The following is a 19,544-nucleotide window of genomic DNA, read 5'->3' on the forward strand; positions in this document are numbered from 1 at the left end:
CGGTGGCCGATACGACCGCCGTCTCGGCTCCCGTCTCGCTGGTCGCGCACCGACGCCTCGCCGAGGCGGACTACGCCCGCTACGAGGCGTGGCAGGAGTCGGTCGGCGAGCGTCTCCAGGGTCGGCCCGGCTTCCTCGGCCGCGAGGTCCTCCGCCCCGATCCTCCGCACCAGGTCGACTGGATCGTCGTCGAGCGCTTCCGCGACCGCGACGCCGCTCGCAGCTGGCTCCAGAGTCCCGAGCGCGCGAGCCTCCTCGAGGAGATGGCGGGCGTGCTCGTCGGCAACGACTCGGTCCACCTGTTCACCGAGGAGGCGAGGCACCCCGCCGAGGCCGCCTCGGTGCTGATCACGAGCCGCGTGGCGCCGGACCACGAGGCCGCCTTCCTGGCCTGGCAGCGCCGAATCTCGGCGGCGGAGTCGCACTTCGAGGGCTTCGTCGGGCACCGGGTCGAGCGGCCGATCCCGGGCGTGCAGGACGACTGGGTCGTCGTGCTGAGCTTCGACACGGAGGCGGACCTCGACCGCTGGATCGAGTCGCCGGAGCGCAGGGCGCTGCTCGCCGACGGGGCGGCGTACAACCAGCAGCTCTCGCTGACCCGGGCGAGCTACGGCTTCGGCTTCTGGGCCGGCCGCGACAAGCCGGTCCCGGACCCGGTGTTCAAGAGCAATCTGCTGGTGCTGCTGATGCTCTACCCGATCGTGTTCCTCTGGGGCTACTTCATCGCCGACCCGCTGTTCGCCGCGCACGGCGTGCCGTTCTGGCTGTCGCTGTTCATCGGCAACGTCGTCTCGACGCAGCTCCTCGGCTGGATCTTCGTGCCGTGGGCGTTCCGCAGGTTCAGCTGGTGGACCGCGCGGGGCCGTCCTGCACGGGTGTACGTCGCGGGGTACGCGATCATCGCGGGCTGCTACCTGCTGTCGATGGCGCTCTACGCGTGGCTGCTCGCCCTGCGGGGCTGACCGGGGTCGTTCGTCAGCCCGACGACTCCCGCGGCACCAGCCGCACCGGCATCGAGCGCACGCCCGCGGTCGCGCGGCCGTGGATCGCGTGCGACAGCTCCTCCGCGGCGGCGCGTCCCAGCGTCTCGAGCTGCATGTCGATGCTGGTCAGCGGGGGGCGCGCGGCCTCGACGAGCAGGTCCCAGTTGTCGAAGCCGACGACGGCGACGTCGCGCGGCACCGACCGGCCGGTCTCGCGGAGGTGGTCGAGGGCGCCGCGCGCGATCTGGTCGCTCGCGCAGATCAGGGCGTCGAGGTCCGGATGCGCGTCGAGCAGAGTCTCGGCGCACTGGCGGCCCCAGCTCTCCGACCACTGGCCGTAGAGCACGTCGCCGCCGACGAGCGGCAGGCCCGCCTCCGTCAGCGCCTGCTCGACCCCGCGGGCGCGGTCGTGCGCGGCGGAGTAGCTGGGCTCGCCGTTGATCAGCGCGATGCGCCTCCGCCCCCGCTCGATCAGGTGGCGGGCGGCCAGTACCCCGGCCAGCGCGTTGTCGGGCGTGAACGACGAGTCGCGCTCGTCCTCTGAGGGCGCGTAGGCGTAGACCACCGGCACCGGGATCGTCGCGGTGATCGAGGGTCGCGGGTTCGTCGTGCGGCCGAGCACGACGATCCCGTCGACGCGCTTGGCCAGCAGGTTCTTGATGTGGTGCTGCTCGCGGACGGAGTCGCCGCGGGCGTCGCAGAGGAACACCGAGGTGGAGCCGGCGCCGAACGCGTCCTCGGCGCCGAGCAGCACCGGCAGCACGAAGCGGTTGTCGAGATCGTTGGTGAGCATCCCGATCGTGCCGGTGCGGCGCGAGTTGAGGGCCTGCGCGAACGGATTGGGCGTGAACGACAGGGCCGCTGCGGCGTCGAGCACGCGCTGGCGCGTCTCGGCGCGCACCTGGTCGCGGCCGTTGAGTGCCTTCGACGCGGTGGCGATCGAGACGCCGGCCTCCCGCGCGACGTCGGACAGCGTGATCGTGCCCGCGGGCTTGCGTGCGGCGATGGCGTCCCCCGTCCCTCGGGCGCCGAAGAGCGCCGGGGTCCGATCCTCGCACAGATCCGAAAAGACCGAAAACGACATTCCTCTCGACATCACATCCGCCCTGTGTCTAGTGTGAACCCGCAGAAAGTAGTTTCGGTCCGGCTCACGGTCCGGACCAGGCACCGACACCCGTCAATGACGAAGGGAACATCCGCGATGAAGAGGAAGCACGCACGGGGCCTCGCCGCCGCCGTCCTGCTGGGAACGGCCGCGGCCGCGCTGACCGGCTGCGCGAGCGGTTCAGGAGGCGCCTCCACCGACGCCGCCGGCGGCACCTACACGTTCTGGGACCCGTACCCCCAGTTCGACGAGACCTCCGACTGGGCGAAGCTGATCGACGCGTGCGGCACCGAGGCGGGTGTCACCATCGAGCGCACCGGCTACGACACCACCGACCTCACCAACAAGGCGCTGCTCGCCGGGCAGCAGGGCAACTCGCCCGACCTCCTGCTCGTCGACAACCCCGTGGTCTCCACGCTGGCCGAGTCGGGCATCCTGACCACCACCGCCGACAACGGACTCGACACCGGCGACATCGACGCCAACATCCTCGCGGCGGGCGAGATCGACGGCGACACCTACGGGGTGCCGATCGGAGCGAACACCCTCGCGCTGTACTACAACAAGACCGTCCTCGCGACGGCCGGCGTCGACGTCGCCTCGATCACCGACTGGGCGAGCCTCACCGATGCGCTCGCGAAGGTCACCGCCTCCGGAGGCAAGGGCATCACGTTCTCCGGCATCGGCACGGAGGAGGGCAGCTTCCAGTTCCTCCCGTGGTTCTGGGGCTCGGGCGCCGAGCTCACCGAGCTCGACTCGCCCGAGGCGGTCGACGCCGTCTCGCTCTGGACCGACTGGGTGCAGAAGGGCTACGCGCCCAACTCCGTCATCGGCAACACCCAGACCACCAGCTGGCAGGAGTTCGAGACCGGCGAGTACGCGTTCGGCGAGAACGGCACCTGGCAGCTCGCCAACGCGAAGGCGTCGGGCATCGACTACGGCATCCTCTCCATCCCGGCGAAGGACGGCGGCTCGGCCCCCGCACCGACCGGAGGCGAGTTCCTCACCCTCCCGGTGCAGGACGACACCGCCCGCTACGAGACGTCGACGGCGATCGCCGAGTGCCTCACCTCGACCGACAACCTCGTGACGACCGACAACACGCTCTCGTACATCGCGCCGACCGCCGACGCGCAGGAGGCGCAGGTCGCCGAGAACGCCGACCTCGAGCCGTGGGTCACCGCCGTGCAGGCCGCGAAGGGCCGCACCTCGGACAACCTCGGCACGAAGTACCCGCAGATCTCGGAGCAGCTCTGGGGCGCGGTGCAGAACGCGCTCAGCGGCTCGCAGTCGCCCGAGGACGCCCTGAAGGCCGCGCAGTCGGCCGCGGAATCCGCCACGAAGTGATCGACGACCGCCGGGGTCGGTGCCTCGATGGATCGCCCCGGCGATCCGGTGCCGTCGGCAAGGAGAGACCATGACCACATCACTCGAGACGACGCGGCTGCTCCGCAGCGGTCCGCCGCCCGCCGTGTCGGCGATCGAGACGCCCCGCCGGCGGAGGCGACCCGAGGCCGGGCAGCTCGTCGCCTGGGCGTTCCTCGCCCCGCTCGTCGTCTACCTGCTCGTCTTCTACGCGTTCCCGCTCTACCGCAACCTCGAGCTGAGCCTGAAGGACTACACGGTCCGCTCGTTCGTGCAGGGCGACGCCGCATTCATCTGGTTCGACAACTACATCCGGGTGTTCCAGGATGCGACGTTCGGCCCGGCGCTGCTGCACACGGCGGTCTTCACCGGGGTGTCGATCGCCTTCCAGTTCACCCTCGGGCTGGCGCTGGCGGTCTTCTTCTACCGCCGGTTCCCGCTCGCGACGACGCTCCGGGCGCTGTTCCTCGTGCCGTGGCTCCTGCCGCTGATCGTGTCGGCGTCGACCTGGTCGTGGATGCTGAACAGCGACTCCGGCATCGTGAACGCCTTCCTGGAGTCGTTCGGGATCGGCCAGATCAACTGGCTCACCTCGCCGACGACCTCGCTGATCGCGGTGCTCATCGCGAACATCTGGATCGGGATCCCGTTCAACCTCGTGATCCTCTACTCCGGTCTGCAGAACATCTCGCAGGACCTCTACGAGGCCGCCTCGCTCGACGGCGCGACCGGAGCCCAGCAGTTCTGGCGCATCACGCTGCCGCTGCTGCGCCCGGTCTCGGCGATCACGATCCTGCTCGGCCTCGTCTACACGCTGAAGGTGTTCGACATCATCTGGATCATGACCAAGGGCGGGCCGGCCGACTCGTCGACCACGCTCGCGACCTGGACCTACCAGCTCGGCTTCGGCTCGATGCTGCCCGACTTCGGACCCGCGGCGGCGGTCGGCAACCTGCTGATCGTCCTCGCGCTCGTCTTCGGCCTCGTGTACATCCGCGTCCAGCGCAAGCAGGCCGACTCGTGACCGCGCGGCGCCCCTGGTGGCTGACGCTCGTGGGCATCGTCCTCACCGCGATCATGCTGTTCCCCGTCTACTGGATGATCAACGTCTCGCTCACTCCGACCGGGTCGATGCGCAAGGATCCGCCCGACTGGTTCCCCTTCTCACCGACCTTCACGGGCTACCAGGCCGTCGTCAGCGAGCAGCTGCCCTACCTCGGCACGAGCCTGATCGTGGGACTCGGCACCGTGCTGCTGACCGTGGCGATCGCGGCGCCGGCCGCCTACTCGCTCGCGAAGCTGCGACCGCGCGGCGGGCAGGGGCTCTCGTTCGTCCTCCTGATCGCGCAGATGATCCCGGCGATCATCATGGCGATGGGCTTCTACGCCATCTACCTCAACCTCGGGCTGCTCAACTCGATCCCGGGCCTGATCGTCGCCGACTCGACCATCGCGGTGCCGTTCGGCGTGCTGATCTTCACGGCGTTCATGTCGGGGATCCCCGACGAGCTGACCCAGGCCGCGCGGATGGACGGCGCGAGCGCGTGGCGCACCTTCACCTCGGTGATCATGCCGATCAGCCGCAACTCCGTCGTCACGGTCTCGCTCTTCGCGTTCCTCTGGGCCTGGTCGGACTTCATCTTCGCCTCGACCCTCGACAGCGGCGGCAGGCTCCAGCCGATCACGCTCGGCATCTACAAGTACATCGGCAACAACAACCAGGAGTGGAACTCGATCATGGCGACCGCCGTGATCGCCTCCATCCCTGCCGCCGTCCTCCTCGTCGTCGCTCAGCGGTACGTCTCGGCGGGTGTCACCGCCGGTGCCGTCAAGGACTGATCCGCTCTCTCTTAAGGAGACTCCCGTGCCCACCACCGTCACGACCGCCCTCGGCGGACCCGTCGCCCCGACCCGCAGCCTCCTCCGGCCGCTGCGGCAGGACGAGATCCGCCTGACCGGCGGCTTCTGGAAGCACTACCAGGACCTCAACGCGCAGGCGGTGATCGGCCACTGCCTCTCGTGGATCGAGCGGGTGGGCTGGTCGGGCAACTTCGACCGCGCCTCCGCCGGCACTCTGTCGACCGAGGCGGGAGGCGACCAGCACGCGGGCATCGAGTTCGTCGACTCGGAGGTCTACAAGCTGCTCGAGGCGATGGCGTGGGAGCTCGGCCGCTCGGCCGACCCCGAGCTCTCGGAGCAGTACGAGGCGCTCGTTGCGCACGTCGCCTCCGCCCAGGAGGAGGACGGCTACCTGCACACGAGCTTCGGCCGGCCGGGGCAGCCCGCGCGCTACTCGAACCTGGAGTGGGGGCACGAGCTGTACTGCTTCGGGCACCTGATCCAGGCGGCGGTCGCGCGTCTGCGCACCGGGCACGACGACCTGCTGCCGGCGGTCGCCCGGCGTCTCGCCGACCACGTCTACCGGGAGTTCGGGCCGGAGGGGCGCGTCGCGGTCTGCGGGCACCCCGAGATCGAGCCGGCGCTCGCCGAGTTCGCGCGCGCCACGGGAGACGGACGCTACCTCGAGCTCGCCCGGCTGTTCGTCGAGCGGCGAGGCACCGGCACGCTCGGGTCGATCCCGTACGGGCCCGAGTACTTCCAGGACGACGTGCCGGTGCGCGACGCCGAGGTGCTGCGCGGGCACGCGGTGCGGGCGCTGTACCTCGCCTCGGGCGCCCTCGACGTGGCGGTCGAGACGGAGGACGCCGAGCTCTCGGCGGCCGTGACCCGGCAGTGGGCGGCGACCGTCGCGCGCCGCACCTACGTCACCGGCGGGATGGGCTCGCACCATCAGGACGAGGCCTTCGGCGCCGACTACGAGCTGCCGCCGGACCGCGCCTACGCCGAGACCTGTGCGGCGATCGCCTCGAACATGCTCAGCTGGCGCCTCCTGCTGAGCTCGAACGACGCGCAGTACGCCGACCTGATCGAGCGCACTCTGCTGAACGCGGTGCTTCCCTCGACCCGCGAGGACGGCCGCGCCTTCTTCTACACGAACACCTTGCAGCAGCGTGTCGACGGAGTCGCGCCCGACGAGTCGGTCGAGACCGACCGCGCCCAGTCGAGCCTCCGGGCACCGTGGTTCTGGGTGTCGTGCTGCCCGACGAACGTGGCGCGGACGCTCGCGAGTGTCGAGCTGGGCTTCGCCACCGCGACGGAGGAGGGGGTGCAGCTGCACCAGTACGGCTCGTACCGGGTGAGCGCGGGCGGCGTCGTACTCGAGGTCGAGTCGGAGTACCCGAGTGACGGCGAGGTCGTGGTGCGCGTGCTCGAGGGGTCCGGTGTCGCACTGTCGCTGCGCATCCCTCCGTTCGCGCGCGGGGCGGCCGTGCTCGACGGTGCACCCGTCGATCCGCGGCTGACGGTGGTGGACGTCCAGGTCTCGGCCGGTGACGTCGTGCGGCTGTCGCTGCCGATGGCGGCCCGGTTCGTGACTCCGCACCCCCGGATCGACGCGGCCCGTGGCCAGATCGCGGTGGAGCGCGGGCCGTTCGTGCTCGCCCTGGAGTCGGTCGACCTGCCCGACGGCCTCGACACGGAGCACGTCGTGCTGGACGCCTCCGTCGAGCCGGTCGCGACGGCGGACGGAGCGCGCGTGACGGTGGCGCGTCGCGAGGCCCCGGCCGACGGCTGGCCCTACGACGTCTCCGCTCAGTCCGGAGAGCGCTTCTCGGCCGAGCTCCGCCCCTACTACCGCTGGGCGAACCGCGGCCCCTCCACGATGCGCATCTGGACACCGACGACCTGAGGCGCTCCTCCGTCACCGCCAGCCCGCTGGTCGAGTAGCCCCGCAGGGGCGTATCGAGACCCACCAGCGTCAGTCGATGAGGCTTCTGATCTCGACTTCTGACGCCGGTGGATCTCGATACGCCCGCTCCGCGGGCTACTCGATCAGCGAGAGGCGGCACAACGCTCACGACAGCAGCGCCGCTCCCGGGGGAACGGCGCTGCTGTCGGCGGGTGCTAGGCGCCGGTGCGGGAGTCCGCGTCCGCCGCGGTCTCGACGGGCGCGCCCTCGACCGTGGCGCGGTCGCCCTTGTCGCGGTCGCCGCGGGTCTTCAGGAGGCTCGCGATCGTCGCGACCGCGATGGTCGAGCCGATGAAGGTCAGCGAGAACCAGATCGGGATCTCGGGCACCCACAGCAGCGGCTGGCCGCCGTTGATGAAGGGGACCTCGTTGACGTGCAGCGCGTGGAACACGAGCTTGACGGCGATGAAGCCGAGGATCACGGCGAGGCCCTGGCTGAGGTAGACGAGGCGCTCCAGGAGTCCGCCGATGAGGAAGAACAGCTGACGCAGACCCATCAGGGCGAAGGCGTTGGCGGTGAAGACGATGTACGCCTCGTTGGTCAGACCGTAGATGGCGGGGATCGAGTCGAGCGCGAAGACCAGGTCGATGAAGCCGATGGCCACGATGGTCAGGAGCATCGGGGTGACGAAGCGGCGGCCGTCCTTCTTCACGGTGAGCTTGTCGCCGTGGTACTCGTCCGTGACGGGGAGGATGCGGCGGACGAAGCGCATGAAGGCGTTGTTCGACGGGTCGCCGTGGTCGCCCTTGATCTGCTGGTAGGCCAGCACGAAGAGCAGGGCGCCGAACAGGTAGAAGACCCACGAGAAGTTCTCGATCAGTGCCGCGCCGACGGCGATGAAGCCGCCGCGCATGATCAGCGCGATGACGATGCCGATCATCAGCACCTTCTGCTGGTAGATCTTCGGCACCGCGAAGCCGGCCATGATGATGAGGAAGAGGAAGAGGTTGTCGAGCGACAGCGCCTTCTCGGTGAGGTAGCCGGCGAAGTACTCGCCGCCGAAGCCCCAGCCGGAGACGATGCCGATCCCGACGCCGAAGAGCAGCGCGAGACCGATGTAGAACGCCGACCAGCGAGCGGACTCGGCGATGGTGGGCTCGTGGGGCTTTCGCACGTGGGCGAAGAACTCGTAGACGAAGAACGCGATCGTCACGGCGATCGTGATCAGCCAGATGGCGGGGGTGACCTGCACGGGGTACTCCAAGGGGTGGTCGACACGGGACCAAGGTCTCCTCCACTCCGGCCGACGACCTCGTGGAGGTGGTGGCGGAGCCGATGGCCCGGGACGCTCTGTCGCGTCCGTAGTGACGGGCTCACCGCAGTCGGGAGTACTCCCCTTGCTGACAACGACCCTACTAAGGGGAGCGGACCCTCCGACTGGGAGAAGGCCGAGAGCCCGGTCGCCCGCGACCTCCGTGCGTCACCCGAGCAGCGGCCGTGGGTCGAACGTCACCCGGATGCGCGTGATCAGACCGTCCTCGACGTGACTCCAGTTGACGGTCGGGACCGGCGGAGTCGTCGCCGTGTGCAGATCGAACCAGGTCATCGCGTCGGCGCCGTCGACGACGCGGGCGTGCAGCACGAGGTCGGTCATGATCGACTCCGCCATGCCGCGCAGGCCCGCGAGGCACTCGTCGATCCCGGAGGCGGTGCCCAGGACGCCGACGAAGTCGACGTCGGGCGCGAGCACAGTGCGGAGGCGGTCGAAGTCGCGGTCGCGCCACGCGTCGAAGTAGACGGTGGCGGCGTCGCGGGTGGCGTCGCGCTGAGCGGCGTCCTGCTGGTCCATGGCGGTGTCCTTCCGGTCGATGCCTCCAGCCTGCGCGTCGCTATCGCATCGGTCCAACATCTGATCAGGATGCGACCTATCATCGGGACTGATGGAACTGCACCAGATCTTCTACGCGATCTCCGTCGCCGACACCGGGTCGTTCACGGCGGCGGCGGCGCGCCTCCACGTCAGCCAGTCGGGGGTCAGTGCGCAGGTGCAGAAGCTCGAGCGCGAGCTGGGGGCGGCGCTGTTCGACCGCACCTCGCGGCGCATCTCGGTGACGGCCGAGGGCGAGCGGCTGCTCCCGGCTCTCCGAGCTGCGGCGGCGTCCGTCGACGGAGTCCGGGCCGCGGCCGACGAGCTCCGCGGCCTCGTGGTCGGTGCCGTGCGCCTCGGAACCGTCGCGGGCCTCACCTGGCCGGACCTCTTCGACGCGATCGCCGCGGTCCACTCCGCGCACCCCGGCATCGACCTGCGCCTCGTCGAGTCGACCTCGGACGACCTGCTCGCCCGCGTGCGCTCCGGCGACCTCGACGTCGTGGTCGCGGGGTGGACGCCCGGTCCGCCCGAGGGTCTGGAGTCGGCGACGATCGTCGACGACGCGCTCGTCCTCGCCGTGGCGGAGGGGCACCCGTGGGCGGCACGCGGGTCGGTCCACCCCCGAGAGCTCGCCGACGCCGACCTCATCACGCTGCCGCCGGGCACGGGAGCGCGAGTCGCTCTGGAGGCGTCGCTCGCGCGAGCGGGTCTCCGCGTCGCTCCCCGCTGGGAGGTCGCCTCGCCGGTCGCCCTCGGCGAGCTCGCCGCCCGCTCACTGGGCGTCGCCGTCGCGAGCGAGTCGACGCTGGCCGACGCGCCGGAGCTGGTGATCCTCCGCCTCGAGGACCCCGAGGCGAGGTCGCAGCTCGGAGTCGCCTGGCGGGCCCGCCCCGGGTCGGCCGCGCGTGCAGTGCTGCAGGAGCTGCTGCCTCCGGAGCCCCGGTAACGCGGCCGTCAGTGCACGATCGCGAGGAGTGCCGACTCGACACTTCTCGCCCCCGTGACCGCGCCGGAAGGGCGGGAGTCGGCGAACGGATCACCCGCGCCCTCGCCGGCTCCCCTCCGTTCGGCACTTCTCGCCGCACAGGCGGCATCGAAGCGGCGAGAAGCGTCCCCTGGTGCAGCGCGCCAGACACGCGCCGCGTCACACGGGTACGCACGCGGGCGGCCTCGGGGCGCTCGTGGCTAGCGTGACACCATGCCTGTCATCCCCACCTCCCACGCCGGCAGCCTGCCGCGCACGCCCGCGCTGATCGCCGCCAACGAGGCCCGCCGCATCGCCGACGACGGCTTCACCCTCGAGCGCACGCCCGAGTTCGACGAGCTCCTCGCGGGCGCCGTCGACGAGCTCGTCCGCCGCCAGGAGGCGGTCGGCATCACGATCCCGGGCGACGGCGAGTTCGGCAAGGCCATGTCGAGCGCGGTCGACTACGGAGCCTGGTGGTCGTACTCGTTCCAGCGGGTGGCCGGCCTGTCGGTGACCGAGGAGTCGATCTTCAGCTCGCAGCCCGTGCGCTCGGAGCCGGGTCGCGTGCGGCTGACGTCGTTCCCGGACCGCCGCGACTGGACGCTCTTCCGCGACGCCTACTCCGACCCCGACAGCGGCATCTCGACCGGCAGGACCGCGACTGCGTTCCCCTCGACCACCGGCCCCCTGAGCTACATCGGCCAGGAGGCCGTGGCGACGGACGCCCGGAATCTGCGCAGGGCGCTCGACGACGCCGGCATCGCCGACGGCTTCATCACCTCGCTCTCGCCGGGCAGCGGCGCGCGCATCCACAACGCGCACTACGCGAGCGAGGAGGAGCACATCTGGGCGTGGGCGGAGGTGCTGCGCGAGGAGTACCGCGCCGTGATCGACGCGGGCCTGATCCTGCAGATCGACGACCCCTCGATCGCCGAGAACTGGGACCAGATCAACCCCGAGCCGAACCTCGAGGACTACCGCGCCTTCACCCGCATCCGCGTCGAGGCGCTCAACCACGCGCTGCGCGGGCTGCCGCAGGACCGCATCCGCTTCCACCTCTGCTGGGGCAGCTGGCACGGACCGCACACCACCGACATCGAGTTCAGGCACATCGTCGATCTCATGCTCGAGATCGACGCGGGCTCCTACTCCTTCGAGGCCGCGAACGCCCGCCACGAGCACGAGTGGCGGGTGTGGGAGGACGTGGCGCTGCCCGACGGCAAGGTCATCGTCCCCGGAGTCGTCGGGCACGCCACCAACGTGGTCGAGCACCCCGAGCTGGTCGCGCAGCGCCTCGAGCGCTTCGCCTCCGTGGTCGGCCGCGAGCGCGTGATCGCCGCGACCGACTGCGGGCTCGGCGGCCGCATCCATCCGCAGATCGCCTGGGCGAAGCTCGACTCCCTCGTCCGCGGCGCCGGGATCGCCTCCGCGAGGCTCTGGCGCTGAGCGAGGGAACCCGCTCCCGTCGAGACAGCCGCGGAGAGGTGGCGGCCTCGACGGGTCGTGGTTCCCTCGGCGGCGTCAGGCGCCCAGCGGGTAGCGGGTGGCGTCGCCGGCCGCGAACGTGAACCAGACGGCGTCGCCGACGGCGAGGTCGAGGGCGGCGACGGTCCCGGGGGCGAGGTCGGCGGCGAGCTCGGCCGCGCGCACGCGCACCGCGTCGCCGCGGGGCTCGATGTCGGTGACGACTCCGGGGAGCACGTTGTCGGCGGAGGAGCGCGACGTCGCGACGCTCACGCGGCCGGGGCTGACGGCGATCGCCGCGCGGCGACCCTCCGCGATGCGCTCGCCGGGGGAGGCGACCACGATCCCGGAGTCGGTCAGCAGGCCGGACTCGCCGTGAGCCGTGCCGGTGAGCAGGTCGAGGCCGACCAGGTTCGCTGTGAAGGGCGTCGTCGGGCGGTCGAGGACGGCGCGGGTCGGGCCCGAGTCGACGACGCGCCCTCGCTCGAGCACGACGACACGATCGGCCAGGGTGTAGGCGTCGAGGACGTCGTGGGTGACGATCACGGCGGTCCGGTCGGCGAGCACCTCGCGCAGCAGCCGCCGGAGCGCGGGGGCGACCGAGACGTCGAGAGCGGCCATCGGCTCGTCGAGCAGGAGGAGCGCGGGGTCGGCGGCGAGGGCCCGCGCGACCGCGATCCGCTGCGCCTGGCCCCCTGAGAGCTGGGCCGGACGGCGGGCGGCGAGGTCGGAGGCGCCGACCCGCGCGAGCCACTCGTCCGCGCGGGCGCCGGCGGTCGTCCGCGGTGCTCCGCCGCTCCGCGGGCCGAAGGCGACGTTGTCGCGGGCGCTGAGGTGCGGGAAGAGGAGGGCGTCCTGGGCGAGCAGCGCGACTCCGCGGTCGTGCGGCGGACGCCACCGGCTCGGGCCGCGGGCGGCGAGGTCGAAGAGCACCCGGCCGTTCAGCGTCGCGCTCCCCGCGTCGGGCACGAGCAGCCCGGCGAGCACGCTCAGGAGGGTCGACTTGCCGGCTCCGTTCGGCCCCAGGATCGCGACGGTCTCGCCCTCGTCGATCAAGAGCTCCACGTCGACGCCGCGGGCGGCGAGAGCCGCGGTGAACTCGAGCATCACGCGCGAGCCCGAGTCTCGCCGACGCGGTGGGCGAGTGCGACGACCGCGACGGCGAAGACGACGAGCACCAGCGAGAGCGCGACGGCCGTGTCGGGGCTCGTCTCGCGCTGCAGGTAGATCTCGAGCGGGAGGGTGCGGGTGACCCCCTGCAGCGATCCGGCGAAGGTGAGGGTCGCGCCGAACTCGCCGAGCGCCCGGGCGAACGACAGCACGGCCCCCGACACGAGAGCGGGCAGCACCAGCGGCAGGGTGACGCGGCGGAGGACCGTGGTCGGCCGCGCGCCGAGGGTCGCCCCGACCGCCTCGAAGCGGGTGCCGACCGTCCGCAGCGCCCCCTCGAGGCTGAGCACGAGGAACGGCAGGGCGACGAACGTCTGCGCGAGCACCACTGCGGTGGTCGAGAACGCGATGCTCACTCCGAGCACCTCCAGCGACTGCCCGAGCAGCCCGCGGCGCCCGAACGTGTAGAGCAGGGCGATGCCGCCGACCACCGGCGGCACCACGAGGGGCAGCAGCACGAGGGCGCGCAGGATCCGCTGGCCGCGGAAGCGCGTGCGGGCCAGGACGATCGCCATCGGCACGCCGAGCAGCAGGCAGAGGAGGGTGGCGGTGAGGGAGGTGCGGAGGCTCAGCCCGAGCGCGTCCAGCGAGGCCTCGGAGGTGATGAGCGGCAGGAACTCGGCCCAGTTCACCCGGGTGATCATCGCCGCTAACGGCAGCACCACGAAGGCGCCGCCGACGACCGCGACGGCGATCAGCCAGCGGGGGACCCCGAGTCTCACGGCGCTCCGAACCCCGCGGTCTCGAGCACGCCGCGGCCGACCTCGCCGGTCACGAAGTCGGCGAACGCCTGCGCGAGGGCGGGGCTCGCCGACCCGGCCACGGGGGCGATCGGGTACGTCGTGACCGCCTCCGCCGCCTCCGCGAACTCGATGCCCTCGACCGCGTCGCCCGCCCCCCGGACGTCGGTGACGTAGACGAGCCCGGCATCCGCCTCGCCGCTGGTCACCTTGCCGAGCACGTCGGTGACCGACGACTCCTCGCTCACCGGCGAGAGCTCGACTCCGGTCGCTGTCTCGACCGCCGTGGCCGCGGCTCCGCACGGCACCTGGGGGGCGCAGACGACGGTCCTCACGCGCGCTCCGGCGAGATCGGCGAAGGAGGCGATGCCCGCCGGGTTGCCCGGCGGCACCGCGATCTCGAGCACGTTCGTCGCGAAGTCGACGGGGGCGGAGGCGTCGACCAGGCCGCCGTCGGTCAGCTTCGCCATGTTCTTCTCGTCGGCGGTGGCGACGACGTCGGCGGGCGCGCCCTCGGTGATCTGGGTGACGAGATCGGAGGAGCCGGCGAAGGTCAGGTCGACGGTGACGCCCGGGTTCGCGGCCTCGAACTCGTCGGCGAGCTCGGTGAAGGTGCTCGTCAGCGAGGCGGCGGCGAAGACGGTGATCGAGCCTCTCGGGTCGCCGTCGGTGGCGGTCGGAGTCGCTGTGCTGCACGCGGCGAGGCCCAGGGTCGCGGCGCCGGCGAGCACGACCGCGGCGATCGCCCTGGCGCTCACGCCTTGCCGCCCGGGGTCTCGATGATGACGGTCGTGGCCTTCACGACGGCGATCGCGATCGAGCCGGGTTCGAGGCCGAGCTCACGGACGGCCTCGCTGCTCATCAGCGACACGATGCGGTGCGGGCCGCACTGCAGCTCGACCTGCGCCATGACGGTGTCGGCGACGATGCCGGTGACCACTCCGACGAGCCGGTTGCGGGCCGAGCGGCCGATCTCGGACGGGTCGGCGGGGAGGACGGCGTTCTTCCGGGCGAGCTCGGCGACGGCCAGCGCGTCGACGACTCCGCGGCCGGCGGAGTCCTTCTCGCTCGCGAGCACGCCGAGATCGATCCATCGTCTGACGGTGTCGTCACTGACACCGAGGAAGTGCGCGGCATCCCTGATCCTCAACTGCGGCATGGAGGGGAGTCTAGCTCCGCATCCGCGGAGAGGATGCGATCGCACGAACACCCGGCGTTCCGGGGGCGGACGCGTGCTGTTCGCTCCGCACTCGTAGAGTCCGTCGCGTGGAACGAGTCGTGGAGCCCGAGGCGGTCGTCGTCCCCGTCGCCGCACTCGTGCTGGCGAGCGGCGCGGCGGTGGCGCTCGGAGCCGCACCGCTCATCGCGGGAGTGGAGCCGCTCTTCGCGCTCACCTGGCTGATCGGCTGGACCCTCGTGGTCTGGTCGGCCGTCCTCGGCGGAGGCTGCGCCGTGCGGCTCGTCCTCTGCGCCCGCTCGAGGAGCCCGGTGCTCCCGCTCGAGGTGGCGATCACCGTCGCCGCGCTGGCGCTCGTCGTGGCCGTCGTCGCGGTGCACCCGCTCTTCGCGAGCGGGAGCGGGACCGCCTAGGCGGCGACGCGGTCGTTCGCGTCGGCCAGCAGCGCGACCGAGCGCAGCCGCGCCTCCGTCGCGAGCGACGCGTGGGCGACGATGACCTCGTCGACCTCGGCCGTGCGGGCGAAGTCGGCGACGTAGTCGGCCACCTGCTCGCCCGTGCCGACCCCGGTGTAGGTCGTCATGCTCGCCACGTGCGCGCCGATCGGGGCGCTCAGCAGGGCGTCGAGCTCCTCGTCGTCGAAGGTGCGGTCGAGCGGGATCTGACCGCTCTGGCGCAGCAGCATCATCAGGCGGGCGCGCTTCATCTCGGCGAACTGGCGCTGCGCGTCGTCGGCGTCGTCGGACGCGATCGCGTTCACTCCGGCGATCACGTAGGGCGCGTCGAGCTGCTCGGAGGGGCGGAAGCCGCTGCGGTAGGCGGCGACGGCCTGGTGCAGCGCATCGGGCGCGAAGTGCGAGGCGAAGGCGTAGGGCAGGCCGAACGCGGCGGCGAGCTGCGCGCCGAAGAGCGAGGAGCCCAGGATGTAGAGGGGCACGCGGGTGCCGGCGCCGGGGGTGGCGCTCACGCCGGCGACGCGCGACTGGCCGGCGAGGAACGCCTGGAGCTCGAGGACGTCCTCCGGGAACCGGTCGGACGACTCCGGGTCGCGGCGGAGCGCACGGAACGTGGCCTGATCGCTGCCGGGAGCACGGCCGAGGCCGAGGTCGATGCGACCGGGGTGCAGGGTCTCGAGCGTGCCGAACTGCTCGGCGATCTGCAGCGGCGAGTGGTTCGGCAGCATGATCCCGCCGGACCCGAGCCGGATCGTCGAGGTCTGCGACGCGACGTGGGCGATCAGCACCGAGGTCGCGCTCGACGCGATCGACGCCATGTTGTGGTGCTCGGCGTACCAGACGCGCCGGTAGCCGCTCCGCTCGGCCTGCTGCGCCAGCGCGACCGAGGCCGCGAAGCTGTCGCGCGCGGTCTCTCCGGGGGCGATGGGGGCGAGGTCGAGGATCGAGAGGGGAACGCTCATGTGAGAGGCAACGCGCCGGGGGCTCTCCGTGTTCCCCGGCGCGTCGCCCCGTGCTCAGCCGAGGCGGGTGCTCGCGATGCCCCCGTCGACGTCGAGGACGGTGCCGTGCACGAACGACGCCTCGTCCGAGACCAGGAAGCGGACGGCGAGGGCGATGTCGACCGGGCGGACGGGGACGCCGGCCGGGGTCCCCGCGGTCATCGTCGCGAGGACGTCGGCGTCCGCCGCGTTCCCCGGGGTCGAGGTCGCGCCGGGTGCCACCGTGTTCACGCGCACTCCGCGGGGGCCGAACTCGGCGGCCCAGGTGCGGGTCATCTGCTCGATCGCCGCCTTGGAGCCGGTGTACGCGGCGCCGAACGGGATGCCGACCCGCGACATCCAGGAGCCGATGTTGACGATCGCGCCCGACCCGCGCTCGGCCATCGCCGGGGCGAGTGCGGCGACGAGCACGTGCGGCACGCGGATGTTCGTGGCCAGCACCGCCTCGAGATCGGCGTCGGCGAGGGCCGCGGTCGGCCCCACCGGGTAGACCCCCGCGTTGTTGACGAGGATGTCGACCCGGCCGCCGAGCACGCTCGTCGCGTCCCGGGCGAAGGCGCGGAGGGCGTCGTGGCCGCCCGAGAGGTCGGCGGTGACGGCGTGCGCTGTCCCGCCCGCGGCGGTGATGCCGTCGGCCACCGAGCGGGTGCGCTCGGCGCTCCTGCCGGTGACGACGACCTCGGCACCCGAGGCGGCGAGGACGCGGGCGACGGCCTCGCCGATCCCGCTGCTGGAGCCGGTGACGATCGCCGTGCGGCCGGCGAGGCGGGAGTCGAGGGGGAGGGACTGGAGGATCTGCTCATTGGACTGCATGGTCCATTCGTAGCACACCTCTGGACCGAACGGTCCACTCAGCTAGGCTGGCGGCATGGAGCAGACGACGCTGACCGAGCGGGGGCGCCTCACCCGGCAGCGGATCATCGAGGCCACGGGGGAGCAGATCCTCGCCACGGGCATCGGCGGGACGACCCTCGACGGCGTGCGCGCCGCGACTCTGACCAGCAAGAGCCAGCTCTTCCACTACTTCCCCGGCGGCAAGGCCGAGCTCGTGCGCGAGGTCGCGCAGTGGGAGGCGCGCCAGCTCCTCGACGCTCAGGAGCCCGAGATCCACGACCTCGGCTCGTGGGAGTCGTGGGAGCGCTGGCGCGTGCGCCTGGTCGAGTACTACATCGGCCTCGGCCGGTGGGCCTGCCCGATCGGGTCGCTGGCGAGCCAGGCCGCGATGGTCGACGCCGAGCTCGAGGCGGGCATCGCCCGGACGATGCGCGACTGGCGGGGCCTGCTCGCGGCGGGGGTGCGCCGGATGCAGGCCGCCGGATCCGTCGACGGGTCGGCCGATCCCGAGCGGCTCGCCGCGGTGATCCTCTCGGCCGTCCAGGGCGGGCTCGTGCTCAGCCAGCCGGAGCGGTCGGCGTGGCCGCTCGAGGCGGCGCTCGACAGCGCACTCGCGCCGCTGCACGGAGTCGCGGCCCGGTGAGCCGATCCGACTCCGCAAAAGTTGCGGTAGTCGCGCTCGACTACCGCAACTTTCGAGGAATCGGGCGTTCTCGTGACCGCCGCAGACCGCCGCGGCTCCGTCAGAATGATTCCGCGGACGGACGCCCCTGTCCGACGCGGGCGACGACGCACGAGCAGGAGCCGACGATGGCCGAGTTCCACCCCGATCTGCGCGATGCGCGCTTCCTCCCGCGGTTCTCGTTCGGCCCGCGGATCGTCAGGGCGATCAACCGGCTGCCCGCACCGCGCCGGCGCGCACCCGAGGATCTGCGGATCGACGATCTGCGGGTGCCCGGACCCGAGGGGGCTCCGCCGGTCGGCATCCGCATCTACCGTCCGCGGTCGCTGCGGGGTGCCGCTCCGGCGCTCGTCTGGGTGCACGGCGGCGGGATGGTCATCGGCAACCACCTGATCGACGAGGCGTCCAGCATCGACTTCGCGCGGACGCTGGGCATCACCGTCGTGTCGGTCGACTACCGCCTCTCGCCGCAGCACGTCGCTCCGGCCGCAGTGGAGGACGTCCACGCCGTCATCACGTGGCTCCTCGAGCACGCGGAGGGGCGCGGAGTGGACGCCGCGCGGGTCGCGATCGGCGGGGCGAGCGCGGGCGGCGGTCTGGCGGCGGGAGTCGCGCAGCTCGTGCGCGACCGCGGCGAGGACTCCCTCGCCTTCCAGCTGCTCGTGTATCCCATGCTCGACGACCGCACGGTGCTGCGCACCGACCTCTCGACCGACGGCGTCCGGATGTGGACTCCCGGCAGCAACCGGTTCGGCTGGACGTCGTACCTCGGTCACGCCCCGGGGCCGGTCCCCGCCTCCCCCTACGCGGCGCCCGCTCGCCGGGACGACCTGACCGGTCTGCCCCCGGCCTGGATCGGCGTGGGCAGCCTCGACCTCTTCCTCGACGAGGACGTCCGCTACGCCGAACGGCTCCGGGAGGCGGGGGTCGCGTGCGAGCTCGAGATCGTCCCGGGTGCGTTCCACGGCTTCGACGCGGTGATGCGGACGAAGGAGGTCTCGCGACGGTTCTGGCGGAGCCAGGCCGCCGCCCTCGAGGGCGCGTTCGGGCCGGCGGCGAGCGACTGAGGGCTCCCACTCCGCAGAAGTTGCGGTAGTCGCGCTCGACTACCGCAACTTCTGAGGAATCGAGGGCGCGCTCAGCGGCGGTGCAGCAGCTTCGCGCTGATGCCGGCCAGAGCGGCGCCGATGATCGGCGCCAGGAGGAACACCCAGACCTGTCCGAGGGCGTCCGGCCCGGCGAAGACGGCCGCGGCGATCGAGCGGGCCGGGTTCACCGAGGTGTTGCTGATCGGGATGCTGATCAGGTGGACGAGCGTGAGGGTGAGTCCGATCGCGAGCGGCGCGATCGCCTTGTACTCGCTCTTCGCGGTGACCGAGAGGATCACTCCGACGAACACGGCCGTCAGCACGACTTCGGCGAGGATCACCGCGCCCAGCCCGAAGCCGCCGGGCGAGAACGCGCCGTAGCCGTTCGAGGCGAATCCGGAGTCGCGGGCCGCGGCGAGGTAGCCGGCCGGTCCGTCGGCCGCGATCAGCGCGACGGCCCCCGCTCCCGCGACGCCGCCGACCAGCTGGGCGACGAGGTAGCCCGGGATGTGCCGCCACTCCGTGCGCCCCGCGATGGCGAAGCCGATCGAGACGGCCGGGTTGAAGTGGCCGCCCGAGATGTGGCCGACCGCGTAGATGCCCGTCATCACGGTGAGCCCGAAGGCCAGGGCGACGCCGAGGAATCCGACGCCGAGCGCGTTGGTCGAGTCCGGGAACGCGGAGGCGAGCACCGCGGTGCCCACGCCTCCCGCGACCAGGAGGAACGTGCCGAATGCCTCGGAGGCGTAGCGGGCGGCGGCCGAGTACTGCTCGGCGTGCTGCGTGCGCTGCTCGCTCGTGGTGCGGGTGTCGGGTGTGGCGGGCATGACTGTTCCTTCTCGGGTCCGGGTGGGTCGGCCCGGCGACGGGCGCGGGCACCGGGACACTCCAGCA

Annotated in this window: 20 protein-coding genes; 10 read left to right on the plus strand and 10 right to left on the minus strand. The window is 71.9% G+C overall.

The features are described from left to right. Positions 1-2 precede the first annotated feature (2 nt). Positions 3-962 carry an antibiotic biosynthesis monooxygenase gene (locus GRS92_RS11040; protein ID WP_159856187.1) on the plus strand — a complete coding sequence of 320 codons (960 nt, stop codon included), beginning with the start codon at positions 3-5 and terminating at the stop codon, positions 960-962. A gap of 13 nt (positions 963-975) precedes the next feature. Here GRS92_RS11040 and GRS92_RS11045 read toward each other — a convergent pair whose 3' ends face one another. Beyond that, complete coding sequence (locus GRS92_RS11045) at positions 976-2,067, minus strand: LacI family DNA-binding transcriptional regulator (RefSeq protein WP_159856189.1); 1,092 nt, start codon at positions 2,065-2,067, stop codon at positions 976-978. A 117-nt stretch (positions 2,068-2,184) separates the two neighbouring features. Here GRS92_RS11045 and GRS92_RS11050 point away from each other — a divergent pair, with 117 nt between their 5' ends. From GRS92_RS11050 to GRS92_RS11065, 4 genes are all read left to right on the plus strand, one after another. Beyond that, positions 2,185-3,435, plus strand: coding sequence for a sugar ABC transporter substrate-binding protein (locus GRS92_RS11050; protein WP_159856191.1), 1,251 nt, complete (start codon positions 2,185-2,187; stop codon positions 3,433-3,435). A gap of 70 nt (positions 3,436-3,505) precedes the next feature. Then, positions 3,506-4,477 carry a carbohydrate ABC transporter permease gene (locus GRS92_RS11055; RefSeq protein WP_159856193.1) on the plus strand — a complete coding sequence of 324 codons (972 nt, stop codon included), beginning with the start codon at positions 3,506-3,508 and terminating at the stop codon, positions 4,475-4,477. Beyond that, positions 4,474-5,292, plus strand: a complete 819-nt coding sequence (locus GRS92_RS11060; RefSeq protein WP_159856195.1) for a carbohydrate ABC transporter permease — start codon at positions 4,474-4,476, stop codon at positions 5,290-5,292. Before GRS92_RS11055 ends, GRS92_RS11060 begins: the two co-directional genes overlap by 4 nt. A gap of 25 nt (positions 5,293-5,317) precedes the next feature. Continuing rightward, the gene (locus tag GRS92_RS11065) at positions 5,318-7,201 is read left to right on the plus strand and encodes a glycoside hydrolase family 127 protein (RefSeq protein WP_159856197.1); all 1,884 of its coding nucleotides are present in this window, start codon (positions 5,318-5,320) and stop codon (positions 7,199-7,201) included. 215 nt (positions 7,202-7,416) lie between these two features. On the opposite strand, the gene GRS92_RS11070 is transcribed toward GRS92_RS11065, so the two are convergent. After that, positions 7,417-8,454 (minus strand): TerC family protein, encoded by a 1,038-nt coding sequence (locus GRS92_RS11070; protein ID WP_159856207.1) that lies wholly within the window; start codon positions 8,452-8,454, stop codon positions 7,417-7,419. 228 nt (positions 8,455-8,682) lie between these two features. Continuing rightward, the gene (locus tag GRS92_RS11075; protein ID WP_159856209.1) at positions 8,683-9,051 is read right to left on the minus strand and encodes a nuclear transport factor 2 family protein; all 369 of its coding nucleotides are present in this window, start codon (positions 9,049-9,051) and stop codon (positions 8,683-8,685) included. Positions 9,052-9,142: 91 nt separating this feature from the next. Between GRS92_RS11075 and GRS92_RS11080 the strand changes: the two genes are divergently transcribed. After that, positions 9,143-10,018: a LysR family transcriptional regulator gene (locus GRS92_RS11080; protein WP_159856211.1), complete on the plus strand. Its 876-nt coding sequence runs from the start codon at positions 9,143-9,145 to the stop codon at positions 10,016-10,018. A 252-nt stretch (positions 10,019-10,270) separates the two neighbouring features. Continuing rightward, positions 10,271-11,485, plus strand: coding sequence for a cobalamin-independent methionine synthase II family protein (locus GRS92_RS11085; protein WP_159856213.1), 1,215 nt, complete (start codon positions 10,271-10,273; stop codon positions 11,483-11,485). Positions 11,486-11,560: 75 nt separating this feature from the next. Here GRS92_RS11085 and GRS92_RS11090 read toward each other — a convergent pair whose 3' ends face one another. From GRS92_RS11090 to GRS92_RS11105, 4 genes are read right to left on the minus strand one after another with little or no spacing between them, the layout of a single operon-like run. Further along, positions 11,561-12,610: a sulfate/molybdate ABC transporter ATP-binding protein gene (locus tag GRS92_RS11090; protein ID WP_159856215.1), complete on the minus strand. Its 1,050-nt coding sequence runs from the start codon at positions 12,608-12,610 to the stop codon at positions 11,561-11,563. Beyond that, entirely contained in the window at positions 12,610-13,395 is a 786-nt protein-coding gene (locus GRS92_RS11095) for an ABC transporter permease (RefSeq protein WP_235021941.1), read from the minus strand. Before GRS92_RS11095 ends, GRS92_RS11090 begins: the two co-directional genes overlap by 1 nt. Beyond that, positions 13,392-14,171 carry a molybdate ABC transporter substrate-binding protein gene (modA, locus tag GRS92_RS11100; RefSeq protein ID WP_159856217.1) on the minus strand — a complete coding sequence of 260 codons (780 nt, stop codon included), beginning with the start codon at positions 14,169-14,171 and terminating at the stop codon, positions 13,392-13,394. Before modA ends, GRS92_RS11095 begins: the two co-directional genes overlap by 4 nt. Further along, positions 14,168-14,572 (minus strand): TOBE domain-containing protein, encoded by a 405-nt coding sequence (locus tag GRS92_RS11105; protein WP_159856219.1) that lies wholly within the window; start codon positions 14,570-14,572, stop codon positions 14,168-14,170. Before GRS92_RS11105 ends, modA begins: the two co-directional genes overlap by 4 nt. Before the next feature lie 107 nt (positions 14,573-14,679). On the opposite strand from GRS92_RS11105, the gene GRS92_RS11110 reads away from it, so the two are divergent. Further along, positions 14,680-15,003 carry a hypothetical protein gene (locus GRS92_RS11110; RefSeq protein ID WP_159856221.1) on the plus strand — a complete coding sequence of 108 codons (324 nt, stop codon included), beginning with the start codon at positions 14,680-14,682 and terminating at the stop codon, positions 15,001-15,003. Here GRS92_RS11110 and GRS92_RS11115 read toward each other — a convergent pair. Continuing rightward, positions 15,000-16,007 carry an LLM class flavin-dependent oxidoreductase gene (locus tag GRS92_RS11115; protein WP_159856223.1) on the minus strand — a complete coding sequence of 336 codons (1,008 nt, stop codon included), beginning with the start codon at positions 16,005-16,007 and terminating at the stop codon, positions 15,000-15,002. The genes GRS92_RS11110 and GRS92_RS11115 overlap by 4 nt on opposite strands. Positions 16,008-16,061: 54 nt before the next feature. After that, entirely contained in the window at positions 16,062-16,859 is a 798-nt protein-coding gene (locus GRS92_RS11120; protein ID WP_159856225.1) for an SDR family NAD(P)-dependent oxidoreductase, read from the minus strand. 55 nt (positions 16,860-16,914) lie between these two features. On the opposite strand from GRS92_RS11120, the gene GRS92_RS11125 reads away from it, so the two are divergent. Next, entirely contained in the window at positions 16,915-17,523 is a 609-nt protein-coding gene (locus GRS92_RS11125) for a TetR/AcrR family transcriptional regulator (RefSeq protein ID WP_159856227.1), read from the plus strand. A gap of 167 nt (positions 17,524-17,690) precedes the next feature. Continuing rightward, positions 17,691-18,629, plus strand: coding sequence for an alpha/beta hydrolase (locus GRS92_RS11130; protein WP_159856229.1), 939 nt, complete (start codon positions 17,691-17,693; stop codon positions 18,627-18,629). Positions 18,630-18,700: 71 nt separating this feature from the next. On the opposite strand, the gene aqpZ is transcribed toward GRS92_RS11130, so the two are convergent. After that, the gene (gene aqpZ, locus GRS92_RS11135; protein ID WP_159856231.1) at positions 18,701-19,477 is read right to left on the minus strand and encodes an aquaporin Z; all 777 of its coding nucleotides are present in this window, start codon (positions 19,475-19,477) and stop codon (positions 18,701-18,703) included. Positions 19,478-19,544 lie beyond the last annotated feature (67 nt).

It is taken from the genome of Rathayibacter sp. VKM Ac-2754 (genome assembly GCF_009807095.1).
Lineage (GTDB): Bacteria > Actinomycetota > Actinomycetes > Actinomycetales > Microbacteriaceae > Rathayibacter.

Bases quoted from the DNA above. Each gene is read 5' to 3' on its own strand.
- GRS92_RS11080 (WP_159856211.1), top strand. From the start codon at position 9,143: ATGGAACTGCACCAGATCTTCTACGCGATCTCCGTCGCCGACACCGGG.
- GRS92_RS11090 (WP_159856215.1), bottom strand. From the start codon at position 12,610: ATGCTCGAGTTCACCGCGGCTCTCGCCGCCCGCGGCGTCGACGTGGAG.
- GRS92_RS11075 (WP_159856209.1), bottom strand. From the start codon at position 9,051: ATGGACCAGCAGGACGCCGCTCAGCGCGACGCCACCCGCGACGCCGCC.
- GRS92_RS11045 (WP_159856189.1), bottom strand. From the start codon at position 2,067: ATGTCGTTTTCGGTCTTTTCGGATCTGTGCGAGGATCGGACCCCGGCG.
- GRS92_RS11120 (WP_159856225.1), bottom strand. From the start codon at position 16,859: ATGCAGTCCAATGAGCAGATCCTCCAGTCCCTCCCCCTCGACTCCCGC.
- GRS92_RS11125 (WP_159856227.1), top strand. From the start codon at position 16,915: ATGGAGCAGACGACGCTGACCGAGCGGGGGCGCCTCACCCGGCAGCGG.
- GRS92_RS11115 (WP_159856223.1), bottom strand. From the start codon at position 16,007: ATGAGCGTTCCCCTCTCGATCCTCGACCTCGCCCCCATCGCCCCCGGA.
- GRS92_RS11085 (WP_159856213.1), top strand. From the start codon at position 10,271: ATGCCTGTCATCCCCACCTCCCACGCCGGCAGCCTGCCGCGCACGCCC.
- GRS92_RS11050 (WP_159856191.1), top strand. From the start codon at position 2,185: ATGAAGAGGAAGCACGCACGGGGCCTCGCCGCCGCCGTCCTGCTGGGA.
- GRS92_RS11055 (WP_159856193.1), top strand. From the start codon at position 3,506: ATGACCACATCACTCGAGACGACGCGGCTGCTCCGCAGCGGTCCGCCG.
- GRS92_RS11105 (WP_159856219.1), bottom strand. From the start codon at position 14,572: ATGCCGCAGTTGAGGATCAGGGATGCCGCGCACTTCCTCGGTGTCAGT.
- GRS92_RS11130 (WP_159856229.1), top strand. From the start codon at position 17,691: ATGGCCGAGTTCCACCCCGATCTGCGCGATGCGCGCTTCCTCCCGCGG.
- aqpZ (WP_159856231.1), bottom strand. From the start codon at position 19,477: ATGCCCGCCACACCCGACACCCGCACCACGAGCGAGCAGCGCACGCAG.